Consider the following 26,025-nt stretch of genomic DNA (forward strand, 5'->3'; position numbering starts at 1 on the left):
TGTGGCATGCGTGACGCGTGCGGGAAGAGCCCCCGATGAGCCTGCGCCAGATGGAGTACTTCCTCACGGTCGTCGAGGAGGCCTCGTTCACCCGCGCGGCGGAGGCCCTGCACGTCACCCAGCCCGCGCTCTCGCACCAGATCAAGGCCCTGGAGAAGGCGGTGGGCGGCGCCCTGCTCGAACGCATGCCGCGCGGGGTGCGCCTCACGCCCATGGGCCGCGCCTACCTCCCGCACGCCGAACTCGCCGTCCGCAGCGCCGCGCAGGCCCGGCGCGCGGCCCGCGCGGCAGGCGCCGCCGAGGGCGGGGAGCTGCACGTCGCGGCCGTCCACCAGGTCGCCGTGGGCTTCCTCCCCGAGGTCTTCGCCCGCTGGCACGCCGCCCACCCCCGCGTCCGACTGCGGTTGCACGAGTACGCGACCTCCGAGGCCCTCCAGGAGCAGGTCGAGCGCGGCACCGCGGACCTCGGCGTCGGGCCCGTGCCGAAGGAGTGGCCCGGCAGCGTCGTCCCGGTCGGCGAGGAGGAGATCGTCCTCGTGGTGCCGTTCGACGACCGCTTCGCGGGCCGCAGGACCGTGGCCCTGTCCGAACTCGCCGACCGCCCCTGGGTGCGCTGCGCGATGGAGCCCGTCGTGCACGGCGAGCGCTTCCTCGACCTGGTCTGCGGCCGGGCGGGGTTCCGGCCGCGTACGGCCGTCCTCACCGAACACACGTCGACGGCCGTGCGGATGGCGGCGGCCGGGGTCGGCGTCACCACCGCGCCCTCCCACGTCGTACGGGGTGCGGTGGGTGAGGACTGCGTCGTGCTCTCCGTCGACCCGCCCTGGAAGCGCCCCGTGGCGGTCTTCTCGCGCGTGCCGCCGACGGGCGCCGCCGAGGCGTTCGTCGACCTGCTGCGCCGCTACGGAGGACTGTCGGCACCCGACAGCGCATAGCCGCGGGCGCGTCACGGCCGCTCGACGCTCCCGTCGGCCCGTTCCAGCAGGGCCACCGGCAGCCGGGCGAAGAGGTCCGCCACGCGCGTGCCGCCCTCGAACTCCCGGTCGGGGGCGAGCACGTCGGTCCAGCGGCCCGTCGGCAGCGTGAGCGAGGTGTCGCGCCAGCCGCCCGCCTCCGCCAGCCGCAGCGACAGTCGCGTGACCGCTGTGAGCGCCCAGTCGGAGCGTACGAACGCCACACAGTGCGCGGCGCCCGGTCCCTCGGCGGACAGGGGCGTGTACGTCGCCGACGTGCCGAAGACCTCCGGGCGTCGGCGGCGTAGTCGCAGAGCCGCCGTGGTGAGGTCCCGCTTGTCGCAGGCGCGGGCTCGCGGTGCGAACGGGGCCCGGTTGTCCGGGTCGACCAGCGCCCGGTACTCGCCCTCCGTGCCCTGGTAGACGTCCGGCACGCCCGGCATCGTCAGGTGGATCAGGGCGGCCCCCAGGACGTTCGCGCGGATGTGCGGCGCCAGCGTGTCGCGGAACCCCGTCACCAGCCGCCCCGGCGCCCCGCACGGGCCGCCCGCGACGAATGCCGCCACGGCCTCCTCGTAGGCGGGATCCGGCTCGGTCCACGAGGTGCGCAGCCCCGCCTCGCGGACGTGCTTGAGCAGCGCCCCCTGAAGGCGCTCCGCGTCCGCCCGCCCCAGTCCGAAGAACGTCTGCCACCCGGCCCACACCACCTGCGCGTCGGGCGCCTCGTGGCCCGCGCGGGCCACCTCGGCCAGCACGTCGGCCCAGCGCTCGGGGACCTGGGTGAGCACCGAGACCGCCGCGCGTACGTCCGCGCTGCGCTTCGTGTCGTGCGTCGACAGGGCGGTGCCGGTGGCGGGCCAGTCGCGCTGCACGCGCGCGCAGTACGCGTGGAAGTCCTCGGCCTTCACGGCCGGGGCTCCGGGATCGCCGCCCACCTCGTTCGCCGACAGCAGCGGCACATAGCGGTAGAACGCCGCGTCCTCCACGGACTTGGCGCGCAGCGCCGACGCCGTCTGCGCGAACCGGGCCCGGAACTCCGCGTGCCCGGGGCCGTCCCCGGCCCGGCCCAGCACCAGATCCCGTACGACGTCCACCGCGTGCGCCTCCTCGGGCACCGTGAACGCGGTACGGGCCTCGGCGGCGGCCTTCTCGGTGAGCACCGCGGCGGCGTCCGTGGAGGCGTACGGACGGTACACCTCCAGCCGGACGAGGAGTTCCCGCAGCGCGGTGCGCAGCGCCCACGGGGCGTGATCGCGCAGGGCGGGGTCCTCGGCACACACGCGGCTCGCCACACGCGTGAGGCGGTCCGTCTCGGCGGCCAGTGCGTGCGTGACGACCCGGTACGCGGCCCGGCGCACCGTCGGGGCCCACGCGCCGCCCCCGTCGTCGGACGACGCCGTGAACCGCCGGTAGAGGCCGAGCAGTTCCTCCGCGCCCGCGGGGTCGATGAAGAGCCCGTCCACCCGGCGCAGCGCGTCGTAGCCGGTGGTGCCCGCGACCGGCCAGCTCGCGGGCAGCCGCTCGTCCGCCGCGAGGATCTTCTCGACCACCGTCCAGCGGCCCCCGGTGGCCTCGCGCAGACGGCGCAGATACGCGTCCGGGTCGGCGAGGCCGTCCGGATGGTCCACGCGCAGCCCGTCGATCACGCCCTCCTCCACGAGCCGCAGCAGCGTTCCGTGCGTCGCCGTGAAGACCTCCGGGTCCTCGACGCGCACCCCGATGAGGTCGGAGACGGTGAAGAACCGCCGGTAGTTCAGCTCGGTACGGGCCAGCCGCCACCACGCCAGGCGGTACCACTGGGCGTCGAGCAGCCGGGGCAGCGGCAGCGACTCGGTGCCCTCGCGCAGCGGGAACTCCTGGTCGCGACAGCGCAGCACGGCCCCGTCGACCTTCAGCTCCCCGAGCTCCTCGCCGAGCCGCCGCCCCAGCACCGGCAGCAGCAGTCGCCCGCCCTGCGCGTCCCAGTCGATGTCGAACCAGCGCGCGTACGGCGACGCCGGGCCCTCGCGCAGCACCTCCCACAGGGCGCGGTTGTGGCGCGGCGAGAGCGCCATGTGGTTCGGGACGATGTCCACGATCAAGCCGAGGCCGTGCTCACGCGCGGTGCGTGCCAGGGAGCGCAGCCCCGCCTCGCCGCCCAACTCGTCGCGCACACGCGCGGGGTCGACGACGTCGTAGCCGTGGGCCGAGCCCGGCACGGCCTCCAGCACGGGGGACAGATGCAGATGCGAGACGCCCAGCCCGGCCAGGTACGGCACGGCCGCCTCCGCCGCCGCGAACGGGAACCGCGGCTGCGCCTGGAGCCGGTAGGTGGCCGTGGGCACGGCCCGGTCGGGGTGCTCCGTACGGTCATTCCGTACGGTCATGAGGTGCCCCGCGCCCGCTCGGCGCCGGATCCCGCCCCGTCCCCCGCGCCCGGCGGGCGCCGCAGCACCGTCAGGCTCCGGTCCAGCAGGGTCAGCCGGTCCCCGGCCGCGACCTCCGGGCCCGCGCCCGGCGCCACCGCCTTCGCGAGCGCGGTGTCGGCGACCACCTGCCACGGCCCCCCGAGCCCGAGCGGCACCACGAACTCCAGCGTCTTCGGGGAGGCGTTGAACAGCAGCAGGAACGAGTCGTCCACGATCCGCTCCCCGTGCGGGCCCGGCTCGGAGATCGCGCTGCCGTTGAGGAACACGGTCAACGCGCCGACCTGCGCCGAGGTCCAGTCCCGCGGGGTCATCTCCGCGCCCCGCGGGGTGAACCACGCGATGTCGGACAGCTCGTCGCGCGCGCCCGCGGCCGAGGGGCCGTGGAAGAAGCGGCGGCGGCGGAAGACCGGGTGGTCGCGGCGCAGCCACACCATCGCGCGCGTGAACTCCAGCAGATCGCTGCCGTCCTTCGGCCACTCCACCCAGGACACCTCGCTGTCCTGGCAGTACGCGTTGTTGTTGCCCCGCTGCGTGCGCGCGAACTCGTCGCCGTGGCTGAGCATCGGAACCCCTTGGGAGAGCATCAGCGTGGCGACGAAGTTGCGCATCTGGCGCGCCCGCAGCTCCAGCACCGCCGGGTCGGTGCTCTCGCCCTCGGCGCCGCAGTTCCAGGAGCGGTTGTGGCTCTCGCCGTCGCGGTTGTCCTCGCCGTTGGCCTCGTTGTGCTTGGTGTCGTACGCGACGAGGTCGTGCAGCGTGAAGCCGTCGTGGCAGGTCACGAAGTTGATGGAGGCCAGAGGGCGGCGCCCGTCGTCCTGGTAGAGGTCCGAGGAGCCGGTCAGCCGGGACGCGAACTCCGCGAGCGTACGCGGCTCGCCGCGCCACAGGTCCCGTACGGTGTCGCGGTACTTGCCGTTCCACTCGGTCCACAGCGGCGGGAAGTTGCCCACCTGGTAGCCGCCCTCGCCCACGTCCCACGGCTCGGCGATCAGCTTCACCTGGGAGACCACCGGGTCCTGCTGGACCAGGTCGAAGAACGACGACAGCCGGTCCACCTCGTGGAACTGCCGCGCCAGCGTCGCCGCCAGATCGAAGCGGAAGCCGTCCACATGCATCTCGGAGACCCAGTAGCGCAGCGAGTCCATGATGAGCTGGAGGACGTGCGGGGAGCGCATCAGCAGGGAGTTGCCGGTGCCCGTGGTGTCCGTGTAGTACCGCGGATCGTCCGCGAGGCGGTAGTACGAGGGGTTGTCCAGGCCCCGGAAGGAGAGCGTGGGGCCCAGGTGGTTGCCCTCGGCGGTGTGGTTGTAGACGACGTCCAGGATGACCTCGATGCCCGCCTCGTGCAGCGCCCGCACGGCCGACTTGAACTCGAGCACCTGCTGGCCGCGCTCGCCCCAGGACGCGTAGGCGTTGTGCGGCGCGAAGAAGCCGATGGTGTTGTAGCCCCAGTAGTTGGTCAGGCCCATGTCCACCAGACGGTGGTCGTTGACGAACTGGTGTACGGGCATCAGTTCCAGTGCGGTGACACCGAGTTCGGCCAGATGTTCGATGACCGCCGGATGCGCGAGGGCCGCGTAGGTGCCGCGCAGCTCTCCGGGCAGCGCCGGGTGACGCATCGTCAAGCCCTTCACATGGGCTTCGTAGATCACCGTGCGGTGGTACTCGGTGCGCGGTGGCCGGTCCTCGCCCCAGTCGAAGTACGGGTTGATCACCACGGAGGTCATGGTGTGCGCCGCCGAGTCGAGATCGCTCCGCTTCTCGGGCGCCCCGAAGGGATAGCCGTACACCTCCTCGCCCCACCGCACACTGCCGCAGACGGCACGCGCGTACGGGTCGAGCAGCAGCTTCGCCGCGTTGCAGCGCAGCCCGCGCTCGGGGGCGTACGGGCCGTGCACCCGGAAGCCGTAGCGCTGCCCCGGCATCACCCCCGGCAGATACGCGTGCCGCACGAACGCGTCGTTCTCCCGCAGTTCCACGGCCGTCTCCGAGCCGTCGTCGTGCAGCAGACACAGCTCGATCCGGTCGGCGGCCTCCGAGAAGACCGCGAAGTTGGTCCCGGCACCGTCATAGGTGGCGCCGAGCGGATACGCCTCTCCAGGCCAGACCTGCATGGAGAAGACCTTCCCAGGTCCGTCGGCCTTCGCGGGGTGTCCTGGTGTCGAGTCTCCCGGAATGGACGTGTCAACAGATATCCACCGACTCACCCTGTGGGGTGAGCGAAGTGCTGTCGGCGCGGCGAGCGGCCGCGGGCCGTCGCCGTCTCGCGCGGGACGCGGACCGAACAGGCTCGCGACACTGCCCTCACCGGGCTTCTCTCCCGCCCCACGCGACGTCAACGCTATGAATCCGCTCACTTCGTCCGCTGCTGTCAACGGGAACACGCTTGTGATGAAAGGGAGTTGGGAAACGACCCTGTCCATCCGGCTGCATCGCGCGGCGATCCCGGAGTACCCTTCCTTGATCGTTGGCTGGGGCCCTGGCCCCTGGGGAGGCTCGGGGGAGCGGAAGGCGGTGCGCGGGTGGGCTCGGGAGGGCTGGAGCTGCCCCCTGGTGGCGAGGGTCATGAGGGGAACTCCACGGATGTCCCGCCCGGGGCGGTGTCCCTGACACGGCCGATGGACATGGGCTCCATCGGACCGGAGCTGGACTGGGACGCCGACGCCTGGCACGAGGTGCGCACGCGCGCCCAGCGGGCGGGTCGGGCCTACATCTGGCTGAACCTCGTCGAACAGCGGCTGCGCGCCGTCGTGGCCGCGGTCCTGCGCCCCGTCTACGAACCCGTGCACGGCGACGACTGGGTGGTCGCCGCCGCCGGTCCGGCCGGTCAGGAGTGGGTGCAGCGCGCGGTCGCGGTACGCGAGGTCAGCCGCCGCAAGGGCTATCTGCTCGACCCCGCCGACGACAACGTCCTGAGCTTCCTCACCCTGCCGCAGTTGCGCGAGCTGATGGTGCAGCACTGGCCGTGCTTCGAGCCGTACGTCGACGAGCGGCGCGATGTCGAACTCGTCCTGGACGAGCTGGAAGTGACCCGGAACGTGGTCTCGCGCAACCGCGCCCTGTCGGAGGCCGTCCTCGCCCAGGCCGAGCGCGCCTCGGCCCGGCTGCTGGAGATCCTCGGCGCGGGCAGCGACGTGCCCTCCGCGCGGCGGCTGCCCGTCGACGCCGTGGAGGACCTGGTGGGCGACCGGTACGCGGACGTGGTCGCCGTCCACCCCGACCGGGTACGGCTGCTGCGGCAGTTCCCCGCCGAGGACATCTTCGGCGGCTCCCGGCGCCTGGACGCCGTCGGCATAGGCCTCAACCTGCTGGTGCAGAACTTCTCCGGCCGCCGGCTGGTGCGGCTGGCCGAGTCGGGCTGCCGGGTGCGCGTGCTGTTCCTCAACCCCGCCTCCAGCGCGGTCAAGCGGCGTGAGCGGGAACTGGGCATCAAGAAGGGTGAGCTGAGCCGCGCCGTCGAGATGAACATCCTGCACATACGCCGGGTCCGCTCGAAGCTGCGCGACCCGGGCGCCTTCGAGATCCGGGTCTTCGACGAGACCCCCCGCTTCACCGCGTACCTGGTCGACGGGGACGGCTCGGACGGCATAGCGGTCGTGCAGTCGTATCTGCGGCGCACCCGCGGCATGGAGGCGCCGGTGCTGGTGCTGCGCGGCGGCAGCAAGGTGGTCAAGTCGCAGGACATCGACGAGGGCGGACTCTTCCCGACCTATCGCGAGGAGTTCGAGATGATGTGGGCGGATTCGCGCCCGGTGTCCTGAACTGTCCGGTGGGGCAAGCGGAACGCGATCCTCGGATTGTCAGTGGCGCATGCGAGGGTGAAGTCACTGGGGGAACGCACCACTGAGAAGGGGGGCCGCCATGGCCTGGCACCAAGAGCTGCTGATCGGCTTCGACCTGGAGACCACCGGGACGGATCCGTTCGAGGCGCGCATCGTCACGGGGGCGGTGATCGAGGTCGAGGACGGACGGCCGCGAGGACGCCGGGAGTGGCTGGCGGACCCGGGTGTCACGATCCCGGACGAGGCGGTCGCGGTCCATGGCATCAGCAATGAACGCGCGACCGCCGAGGGCAGCCCGGCCGACCGGGTCGCGGACGCCCTCGCCGACGTCCTGGTGGGGTACTGGAAGACGGGCGTCCCGGTCGTCGCCTACAACGCCGCCTTCGATCTGACCCTGCTCTCCGCCGAGTTGCGGCGGCACGGTCTGCCGTCCCTGCGCGACCGCCTGGGCGGCACGGACCCCGCGCCCGTCATCGATCCGTACACGATCGACCGCTGGGCCGACCGCTACCGCCGCGGCAAGCGCACGCTCGAAGCGGTCTGCGCGGAGTACGGGGTCGAGCTGGAGAAGGCGCATGACGCCGGGGCGGACGCCCTGGCCGCGGCCCGCCTCGCCGGGGCCATAGCGCGCCGCCACCCGAAGGTCGCGGCCCTCGGCCCGGCGGAGCTGCACCGCCGTCAGATCGAGTGGTACGCGGCCTGGGCGGCGGACTTCCAGAGCTTCCTGCGCCGCAAGGGCGACGCGGACGCCGTGGTGGACGGCGCCTGGCCGATGAGGCGGGCGGTGGAGCGGACGGCCTGACGGGGGCCGCGAGAACGGGGATCGGGGGACTGGGGGACCGGGGTTCAGAAGGGGTACCAGCGGACGGACTCGTCCCCGTCCCGCAGTGACGCCACCCGGCGCTCGAACTCGGCCAGCGCCTTGGGGTTGCTCGGCGCGTGCTGGGAGACCCAGGCGCAACTGGCGGTCTCGCGCGCCCCGCGGAGCACCGAGCAGCCCTCCCACTCGCGCACATCCCAGCCGTAGGTCCGGGTGAAGGACTCGTACGCCTTCGTCGGCAGCCCGTAGCGGTCGTGGGAGAGCGCCATCACCACCAGGTCGTGCTCGCGCAGATCGGCGGCGAAGGTCTCCAGATCGACCAGCACCGGGCCGTCCGGACCGATGTGCACATTGCGGGGCAGCGCGTCGCCATGGATCGGACCCGGCGGCAGATGCGGCGTCAGCGCGGCAGCGGCGGCGGCGAACCCGTCGCGGCGCTCGCGCAGATACGCCGCGTCCGCCGGGTCGATGGCGTCGCCCGCGAGCCGCAGCCAGCGCTCCACACCGCTCAGCAGATCGCGGGCGGGCAGCGCGAAGGAGGGGGAGGGCAGGGCGTGCACGATCCTCAGCAGCTCCGCCAGATCCCGCGGCTCGGCGGGGCGTACGGCATCGGGCAGCCGATGCCACACCGTCACCGGGTGGCCGCCCACCAGCAGCGCCTCGGGCTCGGCGGCGCGCACCGCGGGGACCTCCGCTTCGGCCAGCCAGCGGGCGATGTCCAGCTCCCGCCGCGCGCGGTCGAGGAGTTCGGCGTCGCGGCCCACCTTGATCACCAGGTCACCGGCGGCGAACACCGCGTTCTCGCCCAGGGCGAGGAGCCGCGCGTCGCTCGCCGGGCCGGGCAGTACGCCCGCCGCGGCCAGTACGTCGCGTGCCGTCGCCTCGTCCATCGTCCGCCTCCGTGTACTCGACGCGTCGCCGTCGTCCTCGGTGTCCTGTCGGTCGTCGGTCAGTGTCGCATTCGCACAGGTGGGGCCGTACGGGCGGTGCCCTGATGGCCGGTGCGCGCGGGGGTGCGGGCCCGGTCGCGCACAGGGGTGTGGGCCGGGTTGCCCGTAATAACATTGCACGAGACGTATCGTCTCGCCTACGGTCGGGGCATGCCTACCACCCCGCATCCCGCCCATATCGCCATGTTCTCCATCGCCGCGCACGGCCATGTGAACCCGAACCTGGAGGTGATCCGTGAACTCGTCGCGCGGGGACACCGGGTCACCTACGCGATCCCGCCCGCGCTCGCGGACAAGGTCGCCGAGACCGGAGCCGAGCCCGTCCTCTACCGCACGACACTGCCCTCCCCCGACGACGACCCCGCCGCCTGGGGCACCACCCTCCTCGACAACGTCGAACCCTTCCTGGACGACGCGATCCAGGCGCTGCCCCAACTCATCGAGGCGTACGAGGGCGACGAGCCGGACCTCGTGCTGCATGACACCGCCTCCTACCCGGCCCGCGTCCTCGCCCACCGCTGGGACGTCCCGGCGATCTCCCTCGCCCCCCACTACGTCGCCTGGAAGGGATACGAGGAGGAGGTCGCCGAACCCCTGTGGGCCGAGCCCAGGAAGACCGAGCGCGGACAGGCGTACTACGCGCGCTTCGCGGCCTGGCTCGCCGAGAACGGCATCAGCGAGCACCCCGACCGGTTCGCCGGATACCCCACGCGCTCGCTCGTCCTGGTCCCGCGGGCCCTCCAGCCCAACGCCGACCGTGTCGACGACAGCGTCTACACCTTCGTCGGCGCCTGCCAGGGCGACCGCACGGCGCAGGGCGACTGGCACCGACCGGCCGACGCCGACAAGGTGCTGCTGGTCTCCCTGGGATCCAGCTTCACCAAGCAGCCCGCCTTCTACCGCGCCTGCGTGGAGGCGTTCGGCGGACTGCCGGGCTGGCACATGGTGCTCCAGATCGGCCGGCACGTCGACCCGGCGGAACTCGGGACCGTGCCGGACAACGTCGAGGTACGGGACTGGGTGCCGCAGCTCGCCATCCTGAGGCAGGCCGACGCCTTCGTCACGCACGCCGGAGCGGGCGGCAGCCAGGAAGGCCTCGCGACCGCCACCCCGATGGTCGCGGTGCCGCAGGCGGCCGACCAGTTCGGCAACGCGGCGACCCTCGAGTCGCTGGGCGTCGCCCGCCGGTTGCCGACCGAGGAGGCGACGGCCGAGGCGCTGCGGGAGGCGGTGCTGACCCTCGTCGACGACCCCGAGGTGGCGCGCCGGTCGGGCGAGATCCAGGCGCAGATGGCACAGGAAGGCGGCACCCGGCGGGCCGCGGACCTGATCGAGGCCGAACTGCGCGCGTGACACGGCCCGTTGTGGGTCCCCACAGGACAGCGACGGCCGGGGCGAGTGCCCCGGCCGTCGCCGTCAGTATCGGCGGAAGGTCAGACCCCGACCCGCTCGCCCTCCGGCGCCTGCCGCGGCGGCACCGTGGGCGACTCGTCGTGGGTGAGGTCCGGCAGCCGGTGCAGCCACTTCGGCAGATACCAGTTGCGCTCGCCGAGCAGTGACATCACCGCCGGGAGCAGGACGCCCCGGATGACCGTCGCGTCGATCAGGACGGCGGCGGCGAGGCCCACGCCCATCTGCTTCATGGACTGCATGGACAGCGTGCCGAAGATCGCGAAGACGGCGACCATGATCACCGCGGCGCTGGTCACGACACCCGCCGTGGTCACCACACCGTGGGTGATCGCCTCCTTGGTCGTACGGCCCCGCAGCCGCGCCTCACGGATCCGGGAGACCACGAACACGTGGTAGTCCATCGAGAGTCCGAACAGGATGACGAAGAGGAACAGCGGCAGCCAGGTGACGATCGCGCCCACGCCCTCGGCGCCCACCAAAGACGCGCCCCAGCCGTGCTGGAAGACCGCGACCAGGATGCCGTACGCGGCACCGACCGACAGCAGGTTCAACGCGATCGAGGTGATCGCCACCGTCAGCGAGCGGAACGACAGGAGCATCAGCAGGAAGGCGAAGACGACGACGAACGCGAAGACCGGGACCACCGATCCGACGAGCTGGTCGTTGAAGTCGTGCGACCCCGCGACCTCTCCGGTGATCGGCGCCTGGACGCCCTCGACCTTGCCGAGCGTGTTCGGCCGCACCGTGTCCCGCAGCAACTCCAGGCTCTTGCCCGCCTTGTCCTGGTCGGAGCCGCCGACCAGCGGGACGGACACCAGGGCGATGTTCTGCGCGTCGTGCAGCTTCACGGTGACCGGGCCGCGCGACGCCCCCGAACTGACCGCCTGGGCACGGAACGCGGCGAGCGCGTCCTTCATCTCCGGGGCGTTGATGTCCTTCGCCTTGACGACGACCTGGGCCGGTTCGGAGCCGCCCGGGAAGGCGTCGTTGACGCGGTTGTAGGTGGCCACGATGGGCAGCCGGTCGCCGAACTCCTGGTCCAGTGTGAGGTTCTCGGTCTTCATGCCGAGCGCGGGCGACGCGATCGCCAGCAGCGCACCGGCCGCGACCACCAGCGAGAGGGCGGGCTTGGCGAGGACGACCTTCAGCACGGCACGCCACGTACGGCTGCCCTCCACCGCGGCGCGGCCCCGACGGGCGTTGCGCGCCCGCCGCTTGTCCGGGTGCAGGAACGGGATGCGGCCCTTCTCGACCCGCTCGCCGAGCAGCGACAGCAGCGCGGGCAGCACGGTCACCGAACCGACCATGGCGACCGCCACGACCATCAGCGAGGCCAGACCCATCGCCTCGAAGGTGGCGAGCCCGGTGAACAGCATGCCCGCCATCGCGACGCACACCGTGACACCGGAGACGATGACGGCGCGTCCGCTGGTCGCGGCGGCGATCCGCAGCGCGGTGGCCGGGTCGTGCCCGGCGGCCCGCTCCTCACGCTCGCGGCGCAGATAGAAGAGGCAGTAGTCGACACCGACGGCCAGACCCACCAGCAGCATCACGGAGTTGGCGGTGTCGTCCATCGGCTGGAGATGGCTGACGATGCCCATCAGACCCATCGTCGCGATGATCGCGGTGAGGGCGAGCGCCACCGGCAGCAGCGCCGCGACCAGCGCCCCGAACGCGATCAGCAGGATGCCGAGCGCCACCGGCACCGCGGAGTACTCGGCCTTCTTGAAGTCGTCGCCGAACGCGTCGGAGAACGTCTTCTGCATGCTGGCGCCGCCGATCTCCTCGATCCGCAGCCCCGCGTGCTTCTTCTCGACGTCGGCGACGGCCTTCAGCACCGGCTCGACCCGGTCGCCCGCGGTGTCCGAGTCACCGCGCATCTCGAACTGCACGAGGGCGCTGCGCCCGTCCTTCGAGATGGTCCTGGTGTCGTACGGCGAGGTCACGCCGGTCACCCGGCCGGTGCCCTCGACGGTCCGTACGACCTCGGTGACGGCGGCGCGGAACCGCTCGTCCGTGGCCGTGGTGTGCCCGTCCTCCGCCTGGATCAGCACCATCTCGCTCGCCGGCCGCTTGATCCCGGCGTCCTCGATGATCGTGGCGGCGGTGCGCGTCTCCCCCTTGAGCTGGTCGGCGTTGTTGACATCGACCCGGCCCGCCGCCGAGCCGACGGCCATCGCCAGGACCACGAACACCACCCAGATACCGACGGCGGCCCAGCGATGCCGGGCGCTCCAGCCACCCGCCCGCGCGGCGATCCCCCGCACCCGCTTGTCTCCACTCCCCATGCCGGGTCTGCCCCCTCGTCCGCGGGCGACGACTTCCTGCCGTCACCGTTCGATACGAAGGTAGGGGCGGTATAAGCGCGACTCGTCGTACTGGTCGGTGAATCGTGAGCGCCCCGGCTCCTCCCGGCGGACCGCGCCGGTCTACCCATCCGGGAGGACCCGTCCCTTACATCTACTCAGGGTTGTCGGGGGTCGGTATCAGGGTCCGGCCGCCGTCCCCCGAGCCGCGCCAACAGGTCAACCCCCAGATCGCTGACGGTCGTTCTAGGGTGAACGGATGACGACGACGTACGCGGCGCTGCTGCGCGGGATCAACGTGGGCGGCCACCGGAAGCTCCCGATGGCACGGTTGCGCACGCTGCTGACCGGGCTCGGACACACCGGGGTGACCACGTATCTCCAGAGCGGCAACGCGGTCTTCACGGCGGCCCACGGTGACGAGGAGAGCCTGGCGCTGGAGGTGAGCCGCGCGATCGAGGAGCAGCTCGGCTTCGCCGTCGACGTCCTCGTACGCGATCACGCGTATCTGACGGCGGTACGGGACGCCTGCCCGTTCCCGGCGGACGAACTGGAGGGACGGCAACTGCACGTCACGTACTTCTCGGCCCCCGTGGACACCGAGCGGTACGCGGAGATCGACCCGGCCGCGTATCTGCCCGAGGACTTCCGGCTCGGCGAACGCGCGCTCTACCTCTACGCGCCCGACGGACTCGGCCGCTCCAGGCTGGCCGAGCAACTGGCCAGGCCCCGGCGGACCAAGGGGCTGATCGCCACGACCCGCAACTGGAACACGGTCGTCAAACTGGCGGAGCTGACGGCTCCTTGAGCGCACCGCCGCGTGAGCACATCGTCCCCGGAGCCCAACTCCCGGTCCTGTCGCGTTTGTTCAAGAGACCCCCGTCGTCCCTCCCTAGCGTGGAGGCATGAACGACGCCTACAAGAACGTGCATCCCTTCCTGATCGAATGCGCCGCCGAGGCGGCCCGCGTGGCCCGCGGTGTCACGGCGGAGCGGTTGTCCGACCCCACCCACTGCCCCGGATGGGATGTCCGTGCGCTGGTGAACCACTGGGTCCTCTACACCTCCCACGGCCTGGAGCACCGCGCCCGGCGCATGACGCTCCCCGAGGAGCTGACCGCCCGCGACTTCACCGCGGACCCGGACTGGGCGCAGGCGTACGCCGACCAGCTCGACCGCGCCGTCGCCGCCTGGGACGACCCCGCCGTGTGGGAGGGCGAGATCGACCTGGGCATGGCGAAGACGCCCGCGGCCGAGCTGGCGCCGATGCTCGTCAAGGAGTTGGCGGTCCACGGCTGGGACGTGGCCGTGGCCACCGGCCAGGAGTACCGCGTCTCCGAGGCGGCGGCCCGGCTGATCCTGGACGTCGTCGAGACCCACGGCGACCTCTACCGCCAGTACGACGGCTTCGCCGCCCCGGTGCCCGTCCCCGCCGACACCCCTGTCTTCGCGCGGGCGTTGGCGGCCAGCGGGCGCAATCCGCGACAGGGCCGGGCCGGAGAAGTGGATCACTGAAACGGGCGTCGATTGGCCCACGGCCCCGGGCCGGTCGGCGGCTAGCGTCGACGGCATGCCGACTACTCCTGCCGTGCGCGTCGACGCCTACTTCGACCCCGCCTGCCCCTTCGCCTGGATCACCTCCCGCTGGCTGCTGGAGGTCGAGCGGGAACGCCCGCTCGACCTCCGCTTCCATGTGATGAGCCTGTATCTGCACAACCTCGGCAACGAACTGCCGGACTGGTACCGCACGTTGGTCGACAAGTCGATCGGCCCGGTCCGGGTCGCCGTCGCCGCCGCCGAGCACCACGGCGAGAAGGTGCTGCGGGATCTGTACACCGCGTTCGGGACCCGGATACACGAGCGCGAGGAAGAGGACTTCGACGCGGTGATTGCCGAGTCCCTCGCCGAACTCGGGCTGCCGGCCGACCTCGCCGCCGCCGCGCACGACCCCGCCTACGACGACGCCGTCCGCCGCAGCCATGACGCGGGCGCCGAGCCGGACTCGGGCGGCTATGTGGGCACGCCCACCCTCCATGTCGACGGAACCGCGTGGTTCGGTCCCGTGCTGCGGGCCATCCCGAGAGGCGCGGCCGCGGCCGAACTCTTCGACAGCTTCCGGGTGTTGGCCGCGCACCCCGACTTCTTCGAGCTCAAGAGGACAAGGACGGGATCGCTGCGCTTCGACTGAGGCGACACGAGGGAGCGCGGGCGGGCAGCGGGGCCCGCGCCGCGTCGTAGCGCTCAAGGACCACCCGCGCCATCTCCGGTGCCGGGCCCAGGACTTCGGCGCGGATGTCCGCGTGTGCCGCGCCCCGTGCGATGCGGTCCGGCAGCAGGCCGGGCGCCAGGACGTACGGGGCCACGGCCACGCGGGCGCAGCCCAGGGCGCGCAGTTCGCGTACCGCGTCCTCGGTGCGCGGAAGGGCGGCGGAGGCGAACGCAGGCCGCACGGCGCACCAACCGGTGTGCCGCCACTCCCGCGCGATGTCAGCGATCACTGCGATCGCCTCCGGGTCGGAGGAGCCCGCCGAGGCCAGGACGACCCCGGTCGAGGGCTTGTCGGCGGGCGTCAACCCCGCCTCGTACAGGCGCCGTTCCAGCGCCTGGAGCAGCAGCGGAGACGGGCCGAGCACGTCGGCCTGCCGGACCCGCAGCGACGGCGGGGCGTCCCGCAGCACCGCCGGGATGTCCGCCTTGGCATGGAAGGCGCGGGTCAGCAGCAGCGGCGCGGCGACGACATCCCGTACGCCTTCCGCCGCCAGCGACTTCAACACCCCAGTGACGGAAGGTGCGTTGAAGTCGAGGAAGCCCGTCTCCACGCGCAGTCCCGGCCGCAGCGACCGTACCCGCCGCACCAGGGCGTGCACGGTCGCCGCGTGCCGCGCGTCGCGGCTGCCGTGGGCGACGACCAGGAGAACCGGCATAGGACGCACGGGACTTCAGCCCTTCACCAGCAGGCCGCGACTACGCAGCACACGCCGCTCCAGCGGGCTGAACACCAGCAGGTCGACGGCGACTCCGACGAACAGGATGAGAAGGATGGCCTCGAAGACCATGGCCATCGAGCTGGCGTTGCGGCCGTTCTCCAGCAGTGCGCCCAGGCCGATACCGAGGTCCGGCGAGGAGGCGATGATCTCCGCCGCCATCAGCGAGCGCCAGGAGAACGCCCACCCCTGCTTCAGGCCCGCCAGATAGCCCGGCAGCGCGGCGGGCAGGACGATGTGCCAGGCGCCCCGCAGCCCCGTCGCACCCATCGTGCGGCCCGCCCGCAGGAACAGCGGGGGCACCTGGTCGATACCGGAGACCAGGCCGCCCGCGATCGAGGGGACCGCGCCGAGCAGGATCACCGCGTACATCATCGAGTTGTCCAGGCCGAGCCAGATCACGGCGGGCGGCACCCACGCCACCGACGGCAGTGACTGAAGACCGGACAGGACCGGCTTGACGGCCGCGCGCACGAACTTCACGCGGGCCACCAGCAGTCCGAGCGGGGTGCCGATGGCGAGCGCGAGCAGGAAGCCGAGCAGGCCGCGCGAGACACTGGTCCAGATGTAGCCGAGCAGCCTGCCCTCGAGCCAGGCGTTCTCGAACTCGCGCCCCACGTCGGCGGGCGACGGCAGCTTCGCCGGGTCGTCGACGATCTTCAGGGAGATCAGGGCCTGCCAGACCACCAGGACCAGGGCGACGGCGATCAGCGGCGGCAGGATCTTGTGGACGACGGTCTGCCGCAGCGGCGGACGGTTCGTGGCCAGGGCCTCCAGAGCGTCAAGTCCCGCCTCGACACTGCCCTGTTCGGCGCCCTGGGTCGGCCTCGTCGCTGTCGTCGTGTCGATGTCAGCCATGACGGCGGATCTCCCCCCGCAGTACTTCGGTGATCTCCAGGGACAGTTCGGCCACCGGCGCGTCCTCGATACGGCGTGGCTGGGGGATGTCGACTGTCCACTCACGGGCCACCCGGCCCGGTCGGGAGGACAGCAGCACCACGCGCTGCGCGAGCCGTACCGCCTCGCGCACGTTGTGCGTGACGAACAGCACCGAAAGACCCGTCTCCTGCCAGATCCGGGTGAGTTCGTCGTGCAGGGTGTCGCGGGTGATGGCGTCGAGCGCGGCGAACGGCTCGTCCATCAGCAGCAGTCGGCTGTCCTGCGCGAGCGCCCGTGCCATGGCGACGCGCTGCCGCATGCCACCCGACAGTTCGTGCACCCGCTTGCCGTACGCCCCTCGCAGCCGTACGAGTTCGAGCAGCTCCTCCACCCGCCCGCGCCGCTCGGACGCGGGAACTCCCCTGAGCCGCAAGGCGAGTTCGATGTTCTTGCCTGCCGTCAGCCAGGGGAACAGGGCGTGTTCCTGGAACATCAGGGCCGGGCGGCCGTCCGTCGTGAGGGACCCCGCGCTGGGCCGGTCGAGCCCCGCCACCAGGTTCAGCAGCGTGGACTTGCCGCAGCCCGAGGCGCCCAGGAGGGTGACGAACTCGCCCGGCGCGACATCGAGATCGATGTCGTCCAGGACGAGCTGCTCCCCGCCCGGCCCCGCGAAGGACTTCGAGACATGCCGAAGGCGAGCCGCGTACGGGACCGTCTCGGTGGCCCCGGCAGCCGCGGCGGCTTCGGTGGTCTTCTCGGCTTTGGCGTACGTCGTGGCCATGGTCGTCATCTCCTGGGAACGCATCGCGTACGGCGGCTACTTGACGCCGAGACCGGCGTCGTCGGCCGGACTCCCGCCCGCGGCCTTGAGCACCTTGTCGAGAAGGGTGAGGTCGTAGATGCCGTCCAGCCTCGGGTTCTTCAGCAGGCCGGCCTTGACCGCGTGCCGCGCCTGGGCGTCCAGGGTCGAGGCCAGCGGGTCGTCGGTGAACTGGATGGACTTCCACGCCGGGTCGAGGACGTTCGCGGGGAGCGCCTTGCCGGAGTCCACGGCGAGTCGGTCGTTCGCCGCCTTCTTCGCCGCGTCCGGATGGGCCTTGATCCACTTGTTGGTGTCGACCGAGGCCTTCAGCACGGCCTCGACGGCCTTCGGGTGCTCCTTGAGGAAGCTCTGGGACACGATGATGTTCGTGATCACGAACGTGTGGTCCGGCCACAGCGTCGACTCGTCCAGCAGGACCTTGCCGCCCTCGGCGACCAGCTTGGACGCGGTCGGCTCCGGCACCCACGCGCCGTCGATGGAACCGGACTTGAAGGCGTCCGGGGTCACCTTGTTGTCGGTCCGGACGACCGAGACGTCGCCCTTGCCGCTCTGCGCGTCGATCTTCCAGCCTTGCTCCGTCGCCCAGTTGAGGAGTGCCACGTCCTGGGTGTTGCCGAGCTGAGGCGTCGCTATCTTCTTGCCCCTGACGTCCTTCAAGGAGCTGATCTTCTTCGGGTTCACGACCAGCTTCACACCCCCGGCCGCCGAACCGCCGACGATGCGCAGGCTCTTGCCGCCGGACTGCGTGTAGCCGTTGATCGCCGGGGACGGGCCGATCCACCCGATGTCGATGGCACCGGAGTTCAGGGCCTCGATCTCGGAGGGACCCGCGTTGAAGACCTGGTACTTGGCCTGAGTGCCGCCAAGTGCCTTCTGGAAGAAGCCCTTTCGCGCGCCCACGAGCGCGGTCCCATGGGTCAGGTTGCCGAAGTAGCCGATCTTCACGGAGTCGAGCCCGTCGATCTTCTTCGCCCCGGCGGCGACCTGCTGGGTGGCCGGGTCGTCCTTGGCCTGGGAGCCGTAGCCGCAGGCGGCGAGCGTGAGGAGCGGGAGGGCGACGAGCGCGGTGAGGCGGCGGCGAAGCCGGGACGGGGGGAGGGTGGCAGACACGGGAGGTGGTCCTCTCGTCGGCCCGGCGGTCACGGGTCTCAGGTCGTGGCCGGGAGATCGGCAGGTCTTCGGTCCCGCGAAGCGCGGGAGGTGCGGGCGCGCGGGCGGTGCGCGTACGTCATCACGCACATCGCGCCACTCCGCCCTGTCCGCTGCCGAGGGCACCGCTGCCGACGCGGCCACCCTCCTTCGCGAACGTGGAGTAGACGTCGGCAGGAGTCATGAAGGGGGTCCTGGAGGGGGCCGGGGTCATGGTGGGGGCCATCTCAGAAGTCCCACCCGTCCTCGGTGGCCGGGTCCGTCACCGGCTCGGGCGTGGCGAACGACTCGCCGACCATGCCCGCGGTCAGTGTGGTGCCGTCGGCCGGGTCGATCAGGATGAACGCGCCGGTGCGGCGGGAGTCGGCGTAGGCGTCCACGGGCAGTGGTTCGGCGGTGCGGAGTGTCACGCGTCCGATGTCGTTGGCGGTGAGCCGCCCCGGCCGTGGGTGCGGGGAGAGGTCGTCGAGGGTGAGCCGGGAGGGGATGTCCTGGACGAGGGCCTTGACGGTGCGGGTGCCGTGCTTGAGCAGGACCCGGTGGCCGACGGTCAGCGGCTGGTCGGCGACATGGCAGACCGTCGCCTCGATGTCCTGCGTGGTCGCGGGTGCGTGCTCGGTCGGCACGATCAGATCGCCGCGGGAGATGTCGATGTCGTCCGCGAGGAGCAGCGTCACCGACTGCGGGGTCCGGGCGGCGTCGACCGGGCGGCCCAGCAGATCGATGCCGGAGATCGTCGTCGTGTGCCCGGACGGCAGGACCGTGACCGGCTCCCCGACCCGGAACGTACCGGCGGCGATCTGGCCCGCGTACCCCCGGTAGTCCGGGTGCTCGGCGGTCTGCGGGCGGATCACGTACTGCACGGGCAGCCGCGCGTGGCCGTGCGCCGAGTCGTGGCCGGCCGGCACGGTCTCCAGGTGTTCCAGGACGGTCGGGCCGCCGTACCAGTCCATGGTGGCGGACGGTTCCACGACGTTGTCACCGGCCAGCGCGGAGATCGGGATCGCGGTGACCTCCGGGACGCCCAGCTTGGTCGCGTACGCCGTGAACTCCTTCGCGATCGCCGCGAAGACGGGCTCCCGGTAGTCGACGAGGTCCATCTTGTTGACGGCGAGGACGACGTGCGGCACGCGCAGCAGGGCCGCGATCGCCGCGTGGCGGCGGGTCTGCTCGACCACGCCGTGGCGCGCGTCGACCAGGATCACCGTCAGCTCGGCCGTGGAGGCGCCCGTGACCATGTTGCGGGTGTACTGCACATGGCCGGGCGTGTCGGCGAGGATGAACCGGCGCCTGGGCGTGGCGAAGTAGCGGTAGGCCACGTCGATGGTGATGCCCTGCTCGCGCTCCGCGCGCAGTCCGTCGGTGAGCAGCGCCAGGTCGGGGCCGTCCTGGCCGCGGCTCGCCGAAGCGCGCTCCACGGCCTCCAACTGGTCGGCGAGGACCGACTTGGAGTCGTGCAGCAGCCGTCCGACGAGCGTGGACTTGCCGTCGTCGACGGAACCGGCGGTGGCGAACCGCAGGAGGGTGGTGGCGGACAGGCCGGCCGTCGTGGTCGAAGTCGTCGTGGTCATGCTTAGAAGTACCCCTCGCGCTTGCGGTCCTCCATGGCGGCCTCGGAGAGCTTGTCGTCGGCGCGGGTGGCGCCGCGCTCGGTCAGCCGGGAGGCGGCGATCTCGGCGATGACCTGGTCCAGCGTCACCGCGTCCGAGTCGACGGCGCCGGTGCAGGACATGTCGCCGACGGTGCGGTAGCGCACCAGCCGCCGCGCGACTCGCTCGTCCTCCGCCGGGCCGCCCCACGCGCCCGCCGTCAGCCACATGCCGGACCGCTGGAAGACGTCCCGCTCATGGGCGAAGTAGATCCCGGGAAGCTCGATGCCCTCCCGGGCGATGTACTGCCAGACGTCCAGCTCGGTCCAGTTGGACAGCGGGAAGACGCGGACATGTTCGCCGGGCGCGTGGCGGCCGTTGTAGAGCTGCCACAGCTCGGGGCGCTGGCGGCGCGGGTCCCACTGGGAGAACGCGTCGCGCAGGGAGAAGACGCGCTCCTTGGCGCGGGCCTTCTCCTCGTCGCGGCGCCCGCCGCCGAAGACGGCGTCGAACCGCTCGGACCGGATCCTCTCCGTCAGCGGCAGCGTCTGGAGCGGATTACGGGTGCCGTCGGGACGTTCCCTCAGCACACCCCGGTCGATGTAGTCCTGTACGGAGGCCACATGGAGGCGCAGCCCATGGGCCGCCACCACACGGTCGCGGAACTCCAGCACCTCGGGGAAGTTGTGTCCCGTGTCCACATGCAGCAGCGAGAAGGGCACCGCGGCGGGCGCGAACGCCTTCAACGCCAGGTGCAGCATGACGATGGAGTCCTTGCCGCCGGAGAAGAGGATCACCGGCCGCTCGAACTCGCCCGCCACCTCACGGAGGATGTGCACGGCCTCGGACTCGAGGGCATCGAGATGGGAGAGGGCGTAGGGGGTGTCCGTCCCCTCCCGCGCCGTGACGACGGGTGGCGTCATCCGGGTCTCCTTGGTGGTCGCAGTGTTCACGCTGGTCGTGCTCGTCGTGCTCGTCGTGTTGTTGGCGCTGGTCGCGGAAGTCGCCGTCATCGTCAGCCGTGCAGCCCGCACTCGGTCTTGGCGCGGCCCGCCCAGCGGCCGGCGCGCGGGTCCTCGCCCGCCAGCACCCTGCGGGTGCACGGGGCGCAGCCGATGGAGGGGTAGCCGTCCTGGAGCAACGGGTTGGTGAGCACGCCGTGTTCGGCGGCGTACGCGTCCACGTCGTCCTGCGTCCAGCGGGCGATCGGCGAGATCTTGACCTTGCCGCGCCTCGCGTCCCAGGCGACGACCGGGGTGTCCGCCCGCGTCGGGGAGTTGTCGCGGCGCAGCCCGGTCACCCAGGCGTCATAGCCCTTCAGCCCCTCCTCCAGCGGCTCGACCTTGCGCAGCGCGCAGCACAGGTCGGGGTCGCGGTCGTGCAGTCGGGGGCCGTGCTCGGCGTCCTGCTCGGCGACCGTCCGGCGCGGGGTGAGCGTGACGACGTTGACGTCCATCACGGCCTCGACCGCGTCGCGGGTGCCGATGGTCTCCGGGAAGTGGTAGCCGGTGTCAAGGAACACGACGTCCACGCCGGGCAGCGCGCGGGAGGCGAGATGGGCGACCACCGCCTCCTCCATGGAGGAGGTCACGCACCAGCGCGTACCGAAGGTGCCGGCGGCCCACCGGAGGACGTCCAGCGCCGAGGCGTCCTCCAGCTCACGGCCCGCCTGCTCGGCAACTGCCTTGAGATCCACGGATGTTCGCTGTTCCTGACGGTACGTCATATCTGGTCCTCTCCGCTGTCGGTGCGCCGAAGCCCTCGGCTCAGCAGGCCGAGGAACGCGAGCCGGAAGGCCCGGTTGCACGACGCGCACTCCCAAGCGCCGTGCCCCTCCTCGCTGGGCCGCAGATCCTCGTCGCCGCAGTAAGGGCAGTAGAAGGGTGCCGCTCGCCCGCTCACGACAGCGCCTCCTCGTCGGCGCGCGCGACCCAGGCGGCGAACCGCTCGCCGTCCGCTCGTTCGGCCTGGAACCGGGTGAGCACGCGCTCGATGTAGTCCGGCAGGTCCCGCGAAGTGACCTTCAGACCACGGACCTTGCGGCCGAAGCCCGCCTCCAGGCCGAGCGCGCCGCCGAGGTGCACCTGGAAGCCCTCGACCTGCTCACCGTCGTCGTCCAGGACCAGTTGACCCTTGAGGCCGATGTCGGCGACCTGGATACGGGCGCAGGCGTTCGGGCAGCCGTTGAGGTTGATGGTGATCGGCTCGTCGAAGTCCGGGAGGCGGCGCTCCAGTTCGTCGATCAGCGAGGAGCCGCGCGCCTTGGTCTCGACGATGGCCAGCTTGCAGAACTCGATACCGGTGCAGGCCATGGTGCCGCGCCGGAACGGCGAGGGCCGTACGACGAGGTCCAGCGCCCCGAGGCCCTCGACGAGCGCGTCCACCTCCGACTCCGCCACATCCAGCACGATCATCTTCTGCTCGGCCGTCGTACGGACCCGGCCCGAGCCGTGCGCTTCCGCGAGGTCCGCGATCTTCGCCAGCGTGCTGCCGTCGACACGGCCCACACGCGGCGCGAAGCCGACGTAGAAGCGGCCGTCCCGTTGCCGGTGCACGCCGACGTGGTCGCGCCAGCGCGTCACGGGCTGCTCGGGCGCCGGACCGTCGGTCAGCGCGCGCTTCAGATACTCGTCCTCCAGGACCTGGCGGAACCGCTCGGTACCCCAGTCGGCGAGCAGGAACTTCAGGCGGGCGCGGTTGCGCAGCCGCCGGTAGCCGTAGTCGCGGAAGAGGGAGATGACGCCCTCGAAGACATCCGGGACCTGGTCCAGCGGCACCCAGGCGCCGAGCCGCTGTCCGAGCCTCGGGTTGGTGGACAGGCCGCCGCCGACCCACAGATCGAAGCCGGGGCCGTGTTCGGGGTGGCGCACCCCGACGAAGGCCACGTCATTGATCTCGTGCGCCACGTCCAGCGACGGCGAACCGGAGATCGCGGCCTTGAACTTGCGGGGCAGGTTCGAGTACGCCGGGTTGCCGATGACCCTGCGGTGGATCTCCTCGATGGCCGGGGTGCCGTCGATGATCTCGTCCTCGGCGATCCCGGCGACGGGCGAGCCGAGGATCACGCGGGGCGTGTCGCCACAGGCCTCGGTGGTGGACAGCCCGACGGCCTCCAGCCGGTTCCAGATCTCGGGCACGTTCTCGATCCGGATCCAGTGGAACTGGATGTTCTGCCGGTCGGTGATGTCGGCGGTGCCGCGCGCGAACTCCTGGGAGACCTCGCCGATGACGCGCAACTGCCGCGTGGTGAGACGCCCGCCGTCGATCCGGACGCGCAGCATGAAGTACTCGTCGTCCAGCTCCTCGGGCGCCAGGACCGCGGTCTTGCCCCCGTCGATCCCGGGCTTGCGCTGGGTGTAGAGACCCCACCAACGCATGCGCCCCCGCAGGTCGTTGGGGTCGATCGAGGCGAAGCCCCGCCGGGAGTAGATCGTCTCAATACGTGTCCGTACTGCGAGACCGTCGTCATCCTTCTTGAACTGTTCGTTGGCGTTGAGCGGAGTGAAGTGCCCCGCCGCCCACTGTCCCTCGCCACGGTGACGACTCACCTTGCGGCGGGACACGGCAGGGTTCTGTGGCGTGGCGGCCATGGGGAACACGTCCTTCGAGGCAGGCAGACGGAACCGCTCGGACCTGCGGAAACGGGCGCGCGTCAAGATGCGCGCGGCAGGGCGCGAGAGCGAAAGAGAGGGGGGAGAACGGGGCTGGCTCGGGCGCTCAGCTCGCCGGACAGATGGCGCTGGACATGCGGCCGAGATCGACGTGCCGTCGACTCACCAAGGCAATTCCAGCTCCAGACATGACGGAAGGGTGGCACGGCACTTTGGACGCAGTCCAGCTTCATCCGACATGCGGACACCCTTGTCTCGTAGGGTGAGACAAGGGTGTCCAGGAGGGCGCGTGGAGGTCAGGCGTGGGCGCCCGGCCAGGGGCCCGGCGTGGCGACCTCCGGCTCCTCCTCGACCGCGGTGTCGAACAGCCGGAAGCCGCGCCGCTGGTAGTTGGCCATGGCGTGCTCACCGTCCTTGCTGCACGTGTGCAGCCACACCCGCTTCGTCTCCGCCGGCCCCGGCCACCGGTCCGCGAGGTCCCAGGCGCGGGCGACCCCGTACGACAGCAGATGCCCGCCGATGCGCCGCCCGCGGAAGGCCGGGAGCAGCCCGAAGTAGACGATCTCCACGACCCCGTCGTCCTGCGACTCCAGCTCGACGTACCCCGCGGGCGTGCCCCGGTCGTAGGCGACCCAGGTCTCCACGCCCGGCCGGTCCAGGTACTCCTGCCACCGCGCGTACGTCCAGCCCAGCCGGTCGGTCCAGCGGATGTCGCCGCCCACCGAGGCGTACAGGAAGCGGCTGAACTCCGGCGACGGCTCCTGCGCGCGGACGACGCGGACATCGCCCTCGGGTGCCTCGGCGGGTCGCAGGTCGGCCGGGGACGTCTGCTCCAGCGACCAGGTGGTCACGATCAGGGTGCTCATGCGGTCAGGGAATCACGCGGTCACACGGTACGACAATGGCCGTCCGCCGCCATGCCTGAACGTGCCTGCACGTGCCCGACCAGGCCCTACTCCAGCGACTCGGTCACGGACTCCAGGGGAACCGCGTACAGCACCCGCCCCGTGGCCTGCCCGTCCGTGTCCGCCACGCCCTCGGTCAGCGTCCACAGTTCGTCCGTCGTGCGCGCGTACGACAGGGACGCGGTGTGCCGTCCCCAGCAGGCGTAGGTTCCGTCGGCCGCGCAGGTCGCGGCCTTCGCTCCCGAGGTGTTCTGCCGCCAGAGCGTGCCGGGCCTGCCGCCGACCGTCGGCGTCCGGTCGATGTACCAGTCGGGCTGCGCGGCCGGTGTGCGCCGGTACGAGACCACGCCCCGGACCCGGGACGCCTCCGTCTCGTACGCCTCGGTCGCCCGGACGTCGCCGCGCTCGTCCGTGGCCAGCAGACCGCCGCGGCCGGGCTCGGCGCTGTACGCGTAGCGCCACACGCGAGCCGTGCGGCTGGGGTTCGTACGGGTCACCTGCTCGCCCGCGACCAGGCTGCCGCTGCTCGGCGTGGTGGTGCTGTCGAGCGAGAGGGCGGCGAAGCAGGGGGCCGCGCGGTCGTCGGTTCGCGAACAGGGGCCCTGCGTCAGCCGGTAGGAGCCGACCGCGGGCAGCACATAGCGGTTGCCGTGGGCCGCGTAGCCGCCCTCGACGCGGCCGACCGCGGCGCTGTCGACGTTCGCCCGCAGGATGCGGCGCAGGTCGAAGACCAGCAGGGAGTCGCGGGCGGTGACGAGCAGCTTGTCCTGGCGCCAGACCATGCCGGACATGCGGGTGCGGACGGGGGTGAAGTCCTTGCCGCCCGCGCGCGGGACGACCAGCAGGACCCAGCGGTAGGCGAGGCGCGCCGGGTCGTTCGCGTCGATGAAGGCGATCCGGGCGAGGCCCTGGTCGGCGTCCGGGCCGCCGGAGCGGTGGTGGGGGTGCGTCCAGCCGGACAGGATGACCCGGTCCGGGCCCCAGCGGCCGTCGGTGCCCGCGCCGTCGGAGGTGGTGACGGACCGGGGCATCCACTGCGTGGTCGTCGCGTCGTCGCGGTCCCAGCAGTAGGCGCGCGCGGCCGTCGGCTTGACGGGCAGCGCGGCCGTCTCGGAGCTGTCGCAGCCGGACCGGTCGCGCAGCGTGTGGTCGGCGGACGCGAGGACGTCGTGCACGCCGACGCCGCCGCCGAGCGAGCGGGTGAGCGTGTCGAGGGTGCCGCGGTCGGTGAGGTTCTCGTGGAGGCGGAACTGCGCCATCCGGTGCGCGGAGGTGATCCGGGTCAGGCCTCCTGGGTTGTCCCCGCCCGCGGCCTGTGAGGTGCTGATCAGCGTGGCGGCTCCGGTGAGCGCCAGCGCGGCCCCGGTCAGTGCCGCCCGCAGCGCACGGCCTCTGTGCCTGCGTCGATGCCTGCCACGGTGCTTCATACAACCTCCTGGCATGGGCCAACTGCT

23 protein-coding genes are annotated in these 26,025 nt (G+C 71.8%); 7 read left to right on the plus strand and 16 right to left on the minus strand.

The annotated features are described in order from the left end of the window. The first annotated feature begins 35 nt into the window (after positions 1 to 35). The gene (locus tag ACZ60T_RS18400) at positions 36 to 935 is read left to right on the plus strand and encodes a LysR family transcriptional regulator (protein ID WP_469666805.1); all 900 of its coding nucleotides are present in this window, start codon (positions 36 to 38) and stop codon (positions 933 to 935) included. Positions 936 to 946: 11 nt separating this feature from the next. Here the strand turns inward: ACZ60T_RS18400 and treY are convergent, their stop codons facing one another. Together treY and glgX are read right to left on the minus strand one after the other, a co-directional pair. Further along, a complete protein-coding gene (treY, locus tag ACZ60T_RS18405; protein WP_469666806.1) occupies positions 947 to 3,319 on the minus strand; it encodes a malto-oligosyltrehalose synthase in 2,373 nt (790 codons plus the stop codon). Next, complete coding sequence (gene glgX / locus ACZ60T_RS18410) at positions 3,316 to 5,475, minus strand: glycogen debranching protein GlgX (RefSeq protein WP_469666807.1); 2,160 nt, start codon at positions 5,473 to 5,475, stop codon at positions 3,316 to 3,318. The genes treY and glgX overlap by 4 nt, the downstream gene beginning before the upstream one ends. 408 nt (positions 5,476 to 5,883) lie before the next feature. Between glgX and ACZ60T_RS18415 the strand changes: the two genes are divergently transcribed. Together ACZ60T_RS18415 and ACZ60T_RS18420 are read left to right on the plus strand one after the other, a co-directional pair. After that, positions 5,884 to 7,122, plus strand: coding sequence for an SAV2148 family HEPN domain-containing protein (locus ACZ60T_RS18415; RefSeq protein ID WP_469666808.1), 1,239 nt, complete (start codon positions 5,884 to 5,886; stop codon positions 7,120 to 7,122). 100 nt (positions 7,123 to 7,222) lie between these two features. After that, positions 7,223 to 7,945, plus strand: a complete 723-nt coding sequence (locus ACZ60T_RS18420; RefSeq protein ID WP_469666809.1) for an exonuclease domain-containing protein — start codon at positions 7,223 to 7,225, stop codon at positions 7,943 to 7,945. Between the two features lie 44 nt (positions 7,946 to 7,989). On the opposite strand, the gene ACZ60T_RS18425 is transcribed toward ACZ60T_RS18420, so the two are convergent. Then, complete coding sequence (locus tag ACZ60T_RS18425; protein WP_365623427.1) at positions 7,990 to 8,853, minus strand: phosphotransferase enzyme family protein; 864 nt, start codon at positions 8,851 to 8,853, stop codon at positions 7,990 to 7,992. A gap of 210 nt (positions 8,854 to 9,063) precedes the next feature. On the opposite strand from ACZ60T_RS18425, the gene mgt reads away from it, so the two are divergent. After that, positions 9,064 to 10,266, plus strand: a complete 1,203-nt coding sequence (gene mgt / locus ACZ60T_RS18430) for a macrolide-inactivating glycosyltransferase (RefSeq protein ID WP_469666810.1) — start codon at positions 9,064 to 9,066, stop codon at positions 10,264 to 10,266. Between the two features lie 80 nt (positions 10,267 to 10,346). Here mgt and ACZ60T_RS18435 read toward each other — a convergent pair whose 3' ends face one another. Beyond that, positions 10,347 to 12,614: an MMPL family transporter gene (locus ACZ60T_RS18435; RefSeq protein ID WP_365623423.1), complete on the minus strand. Its 2,268-nt coding sequence runs from the start codon at positions 12,612 to 12,614 to the stop codon at positions 10,347 to 10,349. Between the two features lie 277 nt (positions 12,615 to 12,891). Here ACZ60T_RS18435 and ACZ60T_RS18440 point away from each other — a divergent pair, with 277 nt between their 5' ends. The 3 genes from ACZ60T_RS18440 to ACZ60T_RS18450 all read left to right on the plus strand — a co-directional run bounded on the left by ACZ60T_RS18440 (position 12,892) and on the right by ACZ60T_RS18450 (position 14,819). Further along, complete coding sequence (locus ACZ60T_RS18440) at positions 12,892 to 13,440, plus strand: DUF1697 domain-containing protein (RefSeq protein WP_469666811.1); 549 nt, start codon at positions 12,892 to 12,894, stop codon at positions 13,438 to 13,440. Between the two features lie 97 nt (positions 13,441 to 13,537). Further along, complete coding sequence (locus ACZ60T_RS18445; RefSeq protein ID WP_469666813.1) at positions 13,538 to 14,146, plus strand: TIGR03086 family metal-binding protein; 609 nt, start codon at positions 13,538 to 13,540, stop codon at positions 14,144 to 14,146. Between the two features lie 55 nt (positions 14,147 to 14,201). Further along, positions 14,202 to 14,819, plus strand: a complete 618-nt coding sequence (locus tag ACZ60T_RS18450) for a mycothiol-dependent nitroreductase Rv2466c family protein (protein ID WP_469666814.1) — start codon at positions 14,202 to 14,204, stop codon at positions 14,817 to 14,819. Here the strand turns inward: ACZ60T_RS18450 and ACZ60T_RS18455 are convergent. The 12 genes from ACZ60T_RS18455 to ACZ60T_RS18510 form a co-directional block, all read right to left on the minus strand. Next, complete coding sequence (locus tag ACZ60T_RS18455) at positions 14,782 to 15,555, minus strand: sirohydrochlorin chelatase (protein ID WP_469666815.1); 774 nt, start codon at positions 15,553 to 15,555, stop codon at positions 14,782 to 14,784. The genes ACZ60T_RS18450 and ACZ60T_RS18455 overlap by 38 nt on opposite strands. A 15-nt stretch (positions 15,556 to 15,570) precedes the next feature. Continuing rightward, positions 15,571 to 16,473, minus strand: coding sequence for an ABC transporter permease (locus ACZ60T_RS18460; RefSeq protein WP_469666817.1), 903 nt, complete (start codon positions 16,471 to 16,473; stop codon positions 15,571 to 15,573). Then, on the minus strand, positions 16,466 to 17,284 hold the full coding sequence (locus ACZ60T_RS18465) for an ABC transporter ATP-binding protein (RefSeq protein ID WP_469666818.1): 819 nt from the start codon (positions 17,282 to 17,284) through the stop codon (positions 16,466 to 16,468). The genes ACZ60T_RS18460 and ACZ60T_RS18465 overlap by 8 nt, the downstream gene beginning before the upstream one ends. A 27-nt stretch (positions 17,285 to 17,311) precedes the next feature. Continuing rightward, positions 17,312 to 18,427, minus strand: a complete 1,116-nt coding sequence (locus tag ACZ60T_RS18470; RefSeq protein ID WP_469666819.1) for an aliphatic sulfonate ABC transporter substrate-binding protein — start codon at positions 18,425 to 18,427, stop codon at positions 17,312 to 17,314. A 266-nt stretch (positions 18,428 to 18,693) separates the two neighbouring features. After that, entirely contained in the window at positions 18,694 to 20,037 is a 1,344-nt protein-coding gene (locus ACZ60T_RS18475; RefSeq protein ID WP_469666820.1) for a sulfate adenylyltransferase subunit 1, read from the minus strand. Between the two features lie 2 nt (positions 20,038 to 20,039). Beyond that, positions 20,040 to 20,978 carry a sulfate adenylyltransferase subunit CysD gene (gene cysD, locus ACZ60T_RS18480; protein WP_469666821.1) on the minus strand — a complete coding sequence of 313 codons (939 nt, stop codon included), beginning with the start codon at positions 20,976 to 20,978 and terminating at the stop codon, positions 20,040 to 20,042. Positions 20,979 to 21,070: 92 nt separating this feature from the next. Then, on the minus strand, positions 21,071 to 21,781 hold the full coding sequence (locus ACZ60T_RS18485) for a phosphoadenylyl-sulfate reductase (RefSeq protein WP_469666822.1): 711 nt from the start codon (positions 21,779 to 21,781) through the stop codon (positions 21,071 to 21,073). Further along, the gene (locus ACZ60T_RS18490; RefSeq protein WP_365623401.1) at positions 21,778 to 21,957 is read right to left on the minus strand and encodes a hypothetical protein; all 180 of its coding nucleotides are present in this window, start codon (positions 21,955 to 21,957) and stop codon (positions 21,778 to 21,780) included. The genes ACZ60T_RS18485 and ACZ60T_RS18490 overlap by 4 nt, the downstream gene beginning before the upstream one ends. Continuing rightward, positions 21,954 to 23,645 (minus strand): nitrite/sulfite reductase, encoded by a 1,692-nt coding sequence (locus ACZ60T_RS18495; RefSeq protein WP_469666824.1) that lies wholly within the window; start codon positions 23,643 to 23,645, stop codon positions 21,954 to 21,956. Before ACZ60T_RS18495 ends, ACZ60T_RS18490 begins: the two co-directional genes overlap by 4 nt. A gap of 127 nt (positions 23,646 to 23,772) precedes the next feature. Next, entirely contained in the window at positions 23,773 to 23,856 is an 84-nt protein-coding gene (locus ACZ60T_RS18500) for a putative leader peptide (protein WP_365624005.1), read from the minus strand. A 106-nt stretch (positions 23,857 to 23,962) separates the two neighbouring features. Continuing rightward, positions 23,963 to 24,532 (minus strand): GNAT family N-acetyltransferase, encoded by a 570-nt coding sequence (locus tag ACZ60T_RS18505; protein ID WP_469666826.1) that lies wholly within the window; start codon positions 24,530 to 24,532, stop codon positions 23,963 to 23,965. Positions 24,533 to 24,618: 86 nt separating this feature from the next. Further along, complete coding sequence (locus ACZ60T_RS18510) at positions 24,619 to 25,998, minus strand: hypothetical protein (RefSeq protein ID WP_365623395.1); 1,380 nt, start codon at positions 25,996 to 25,998, stop codon at positions 24,619 to 24,621. Positions 25,999 to 26,025 lie beyond the last annotated feature (27 nt).

It is taken from the genome of Streptomyces sp. NPDC104371, from assembly GCF_055583785.1.

Excerpts from the sequence above, each read along its gene's own strand:
- ACZ60T_RS18400 (WP_469666805.1), top strand. The coding sequence starts at position 36 with ATGAGCCTGCGCCAGATGGAGTACTTCCTCACGGTCGTCGAGGAGGCC.
- treY (WP_469666806.1), bottom strand. The coding sequence starts at position 3,319 with ATGACCGTACGGAATGACCGTACGGAGCACCCCGACCGGGCCGTGCCC.
- glgX (WP_469666807.1), bottom strand. The coding sequence starts at position 5,475 with ATGCAGGTCTGGCCTGGAGAGGCGTATCCGCTCGGCGCCACCTATGAC.
- ACZ60T_RS18420 (WP_469666809.1), top strand. The coding sequence starts at position 7,223 with ATGGCCTGGCACCAAGAGCTGCTGATCGGCTTCGACCTGGAGACCACC.
- ACZ60T_RS18425 (WP_365623427.1), bottom strand. The coding sequence starts at position 8,853 with ATGGACGAGGCGACGGCACGCGACGTACTGGCCGCGGCGGGCGTACTG.
- mgt (WP_469666810.1), top strand. The coding sequence starts at position 9,064 with ATGCCTACCACCCCGCATCCCGCCCATATCGCCATGTTCTCCATCGCC.
- ACZ60T_RS18435 (WP_365623423.1), bottom strand. The coding sequence starts at position 12,614 with ATGGGGAGTGGAGACAAGCGGGTGCGGGGGATCGCCGCGCGGGCGGGT.
- ACZ60T_RS18440 (WP_469666811.1), top strand. The coding sequence starts at position 12,892 with ATGACGACGACGTACGCGGCGCTGCTGCGCGGGATCAACGTGGGCGGC.
- ACZ60T_RS18445 (WP_469666813.1), top strand. The coding sequence starts at position 13,538 with ATGAACGACGCCTACAAGAACGTGCATCCCTTCCTGATCGAATGCGCC.
- ACZ60T_RS18450 (WP_469666814.1), top strand. The coding sequence starts at position 14,202 with ATGCCGACTACTCCTGCCGTGCGCGTCGACGCCTACTTCGACCCCGCC.
- ACZ60T_RS18455 (WP_469666815.1), bottom strand. The coding sequence starts at position 15,555 with ATGCCGGTTCTCCTGGTCGTCGCCCACGGCAGCCGCGACGCGCGGCAC.
- ACZ60T_RS18460 (WP_469666817.1), bottom strand. The coding sequence starts at position 16,473 with ATGGCTGACATCGACACGACGACAGCGACGAGGCCGACCCAGGGCGCC.
- ACZ60T_RS18465 (WP_469666818.1), bottom strand. The coding sequence starts at position 17,284 with ATGACGACCATGGCCACGACGTACGCCAAAGCCGAGAAGACCACCGAA.
- ACZ60T_RS18475 (WP_469666820.1), bottom strand. The coding sequence starts at position 20,037 with ATGACCACGACGACTTCGACCACGACGGCCGGCCTGTCCGCCACCACC.
- cysD (WP_469666821.1), bottom strand. The coding sequence starts at position 20,978 with ATGACGCCACCCGTCGTCACGGCGCGGGAGGGGACGGACACCCCCTAC.
- ACZ60T_RS18485 (WP_469666822.1), bottom strand. The coding sequence starts at position 21,781 with ATGACGTACCGTCAGGAACAGCGAACATCCGTGGATCTCAAGGCAGTT.
- ACZ60T_RS18495 (WP_469666824.1), bottom strand. The coding sequence starts at position 23,645 with ATGGCCGCCACGCCACAGAACCCTGCCGTGTCCCGCCGCAAGGTGAGT.
- ACZ60T_RS18500 (WP_365624005.1), bottom strand. The coding sequence starts at position 23,856 with ATGTCTGGAGCTGGAATTGCCTTGGTGAGTCGACGGCACGTCGATCTC.
- ACZ60T_RS18505 (WP_469666826.1), bottom strand. The coding sequence starts at position 24,532 with ATGAGCACCCTGATCGTGACCACCTGGTCGCTGGAGCAGACGTCCCCG.
- ACZ60T_RS18510 (WP_365623395.1), bottom strand. The coding sequence starts at position 25,998 with ATGAAGCACCGTGGCAGGCATCGACGCAGGCACAGAGGCCGTGCGCTG.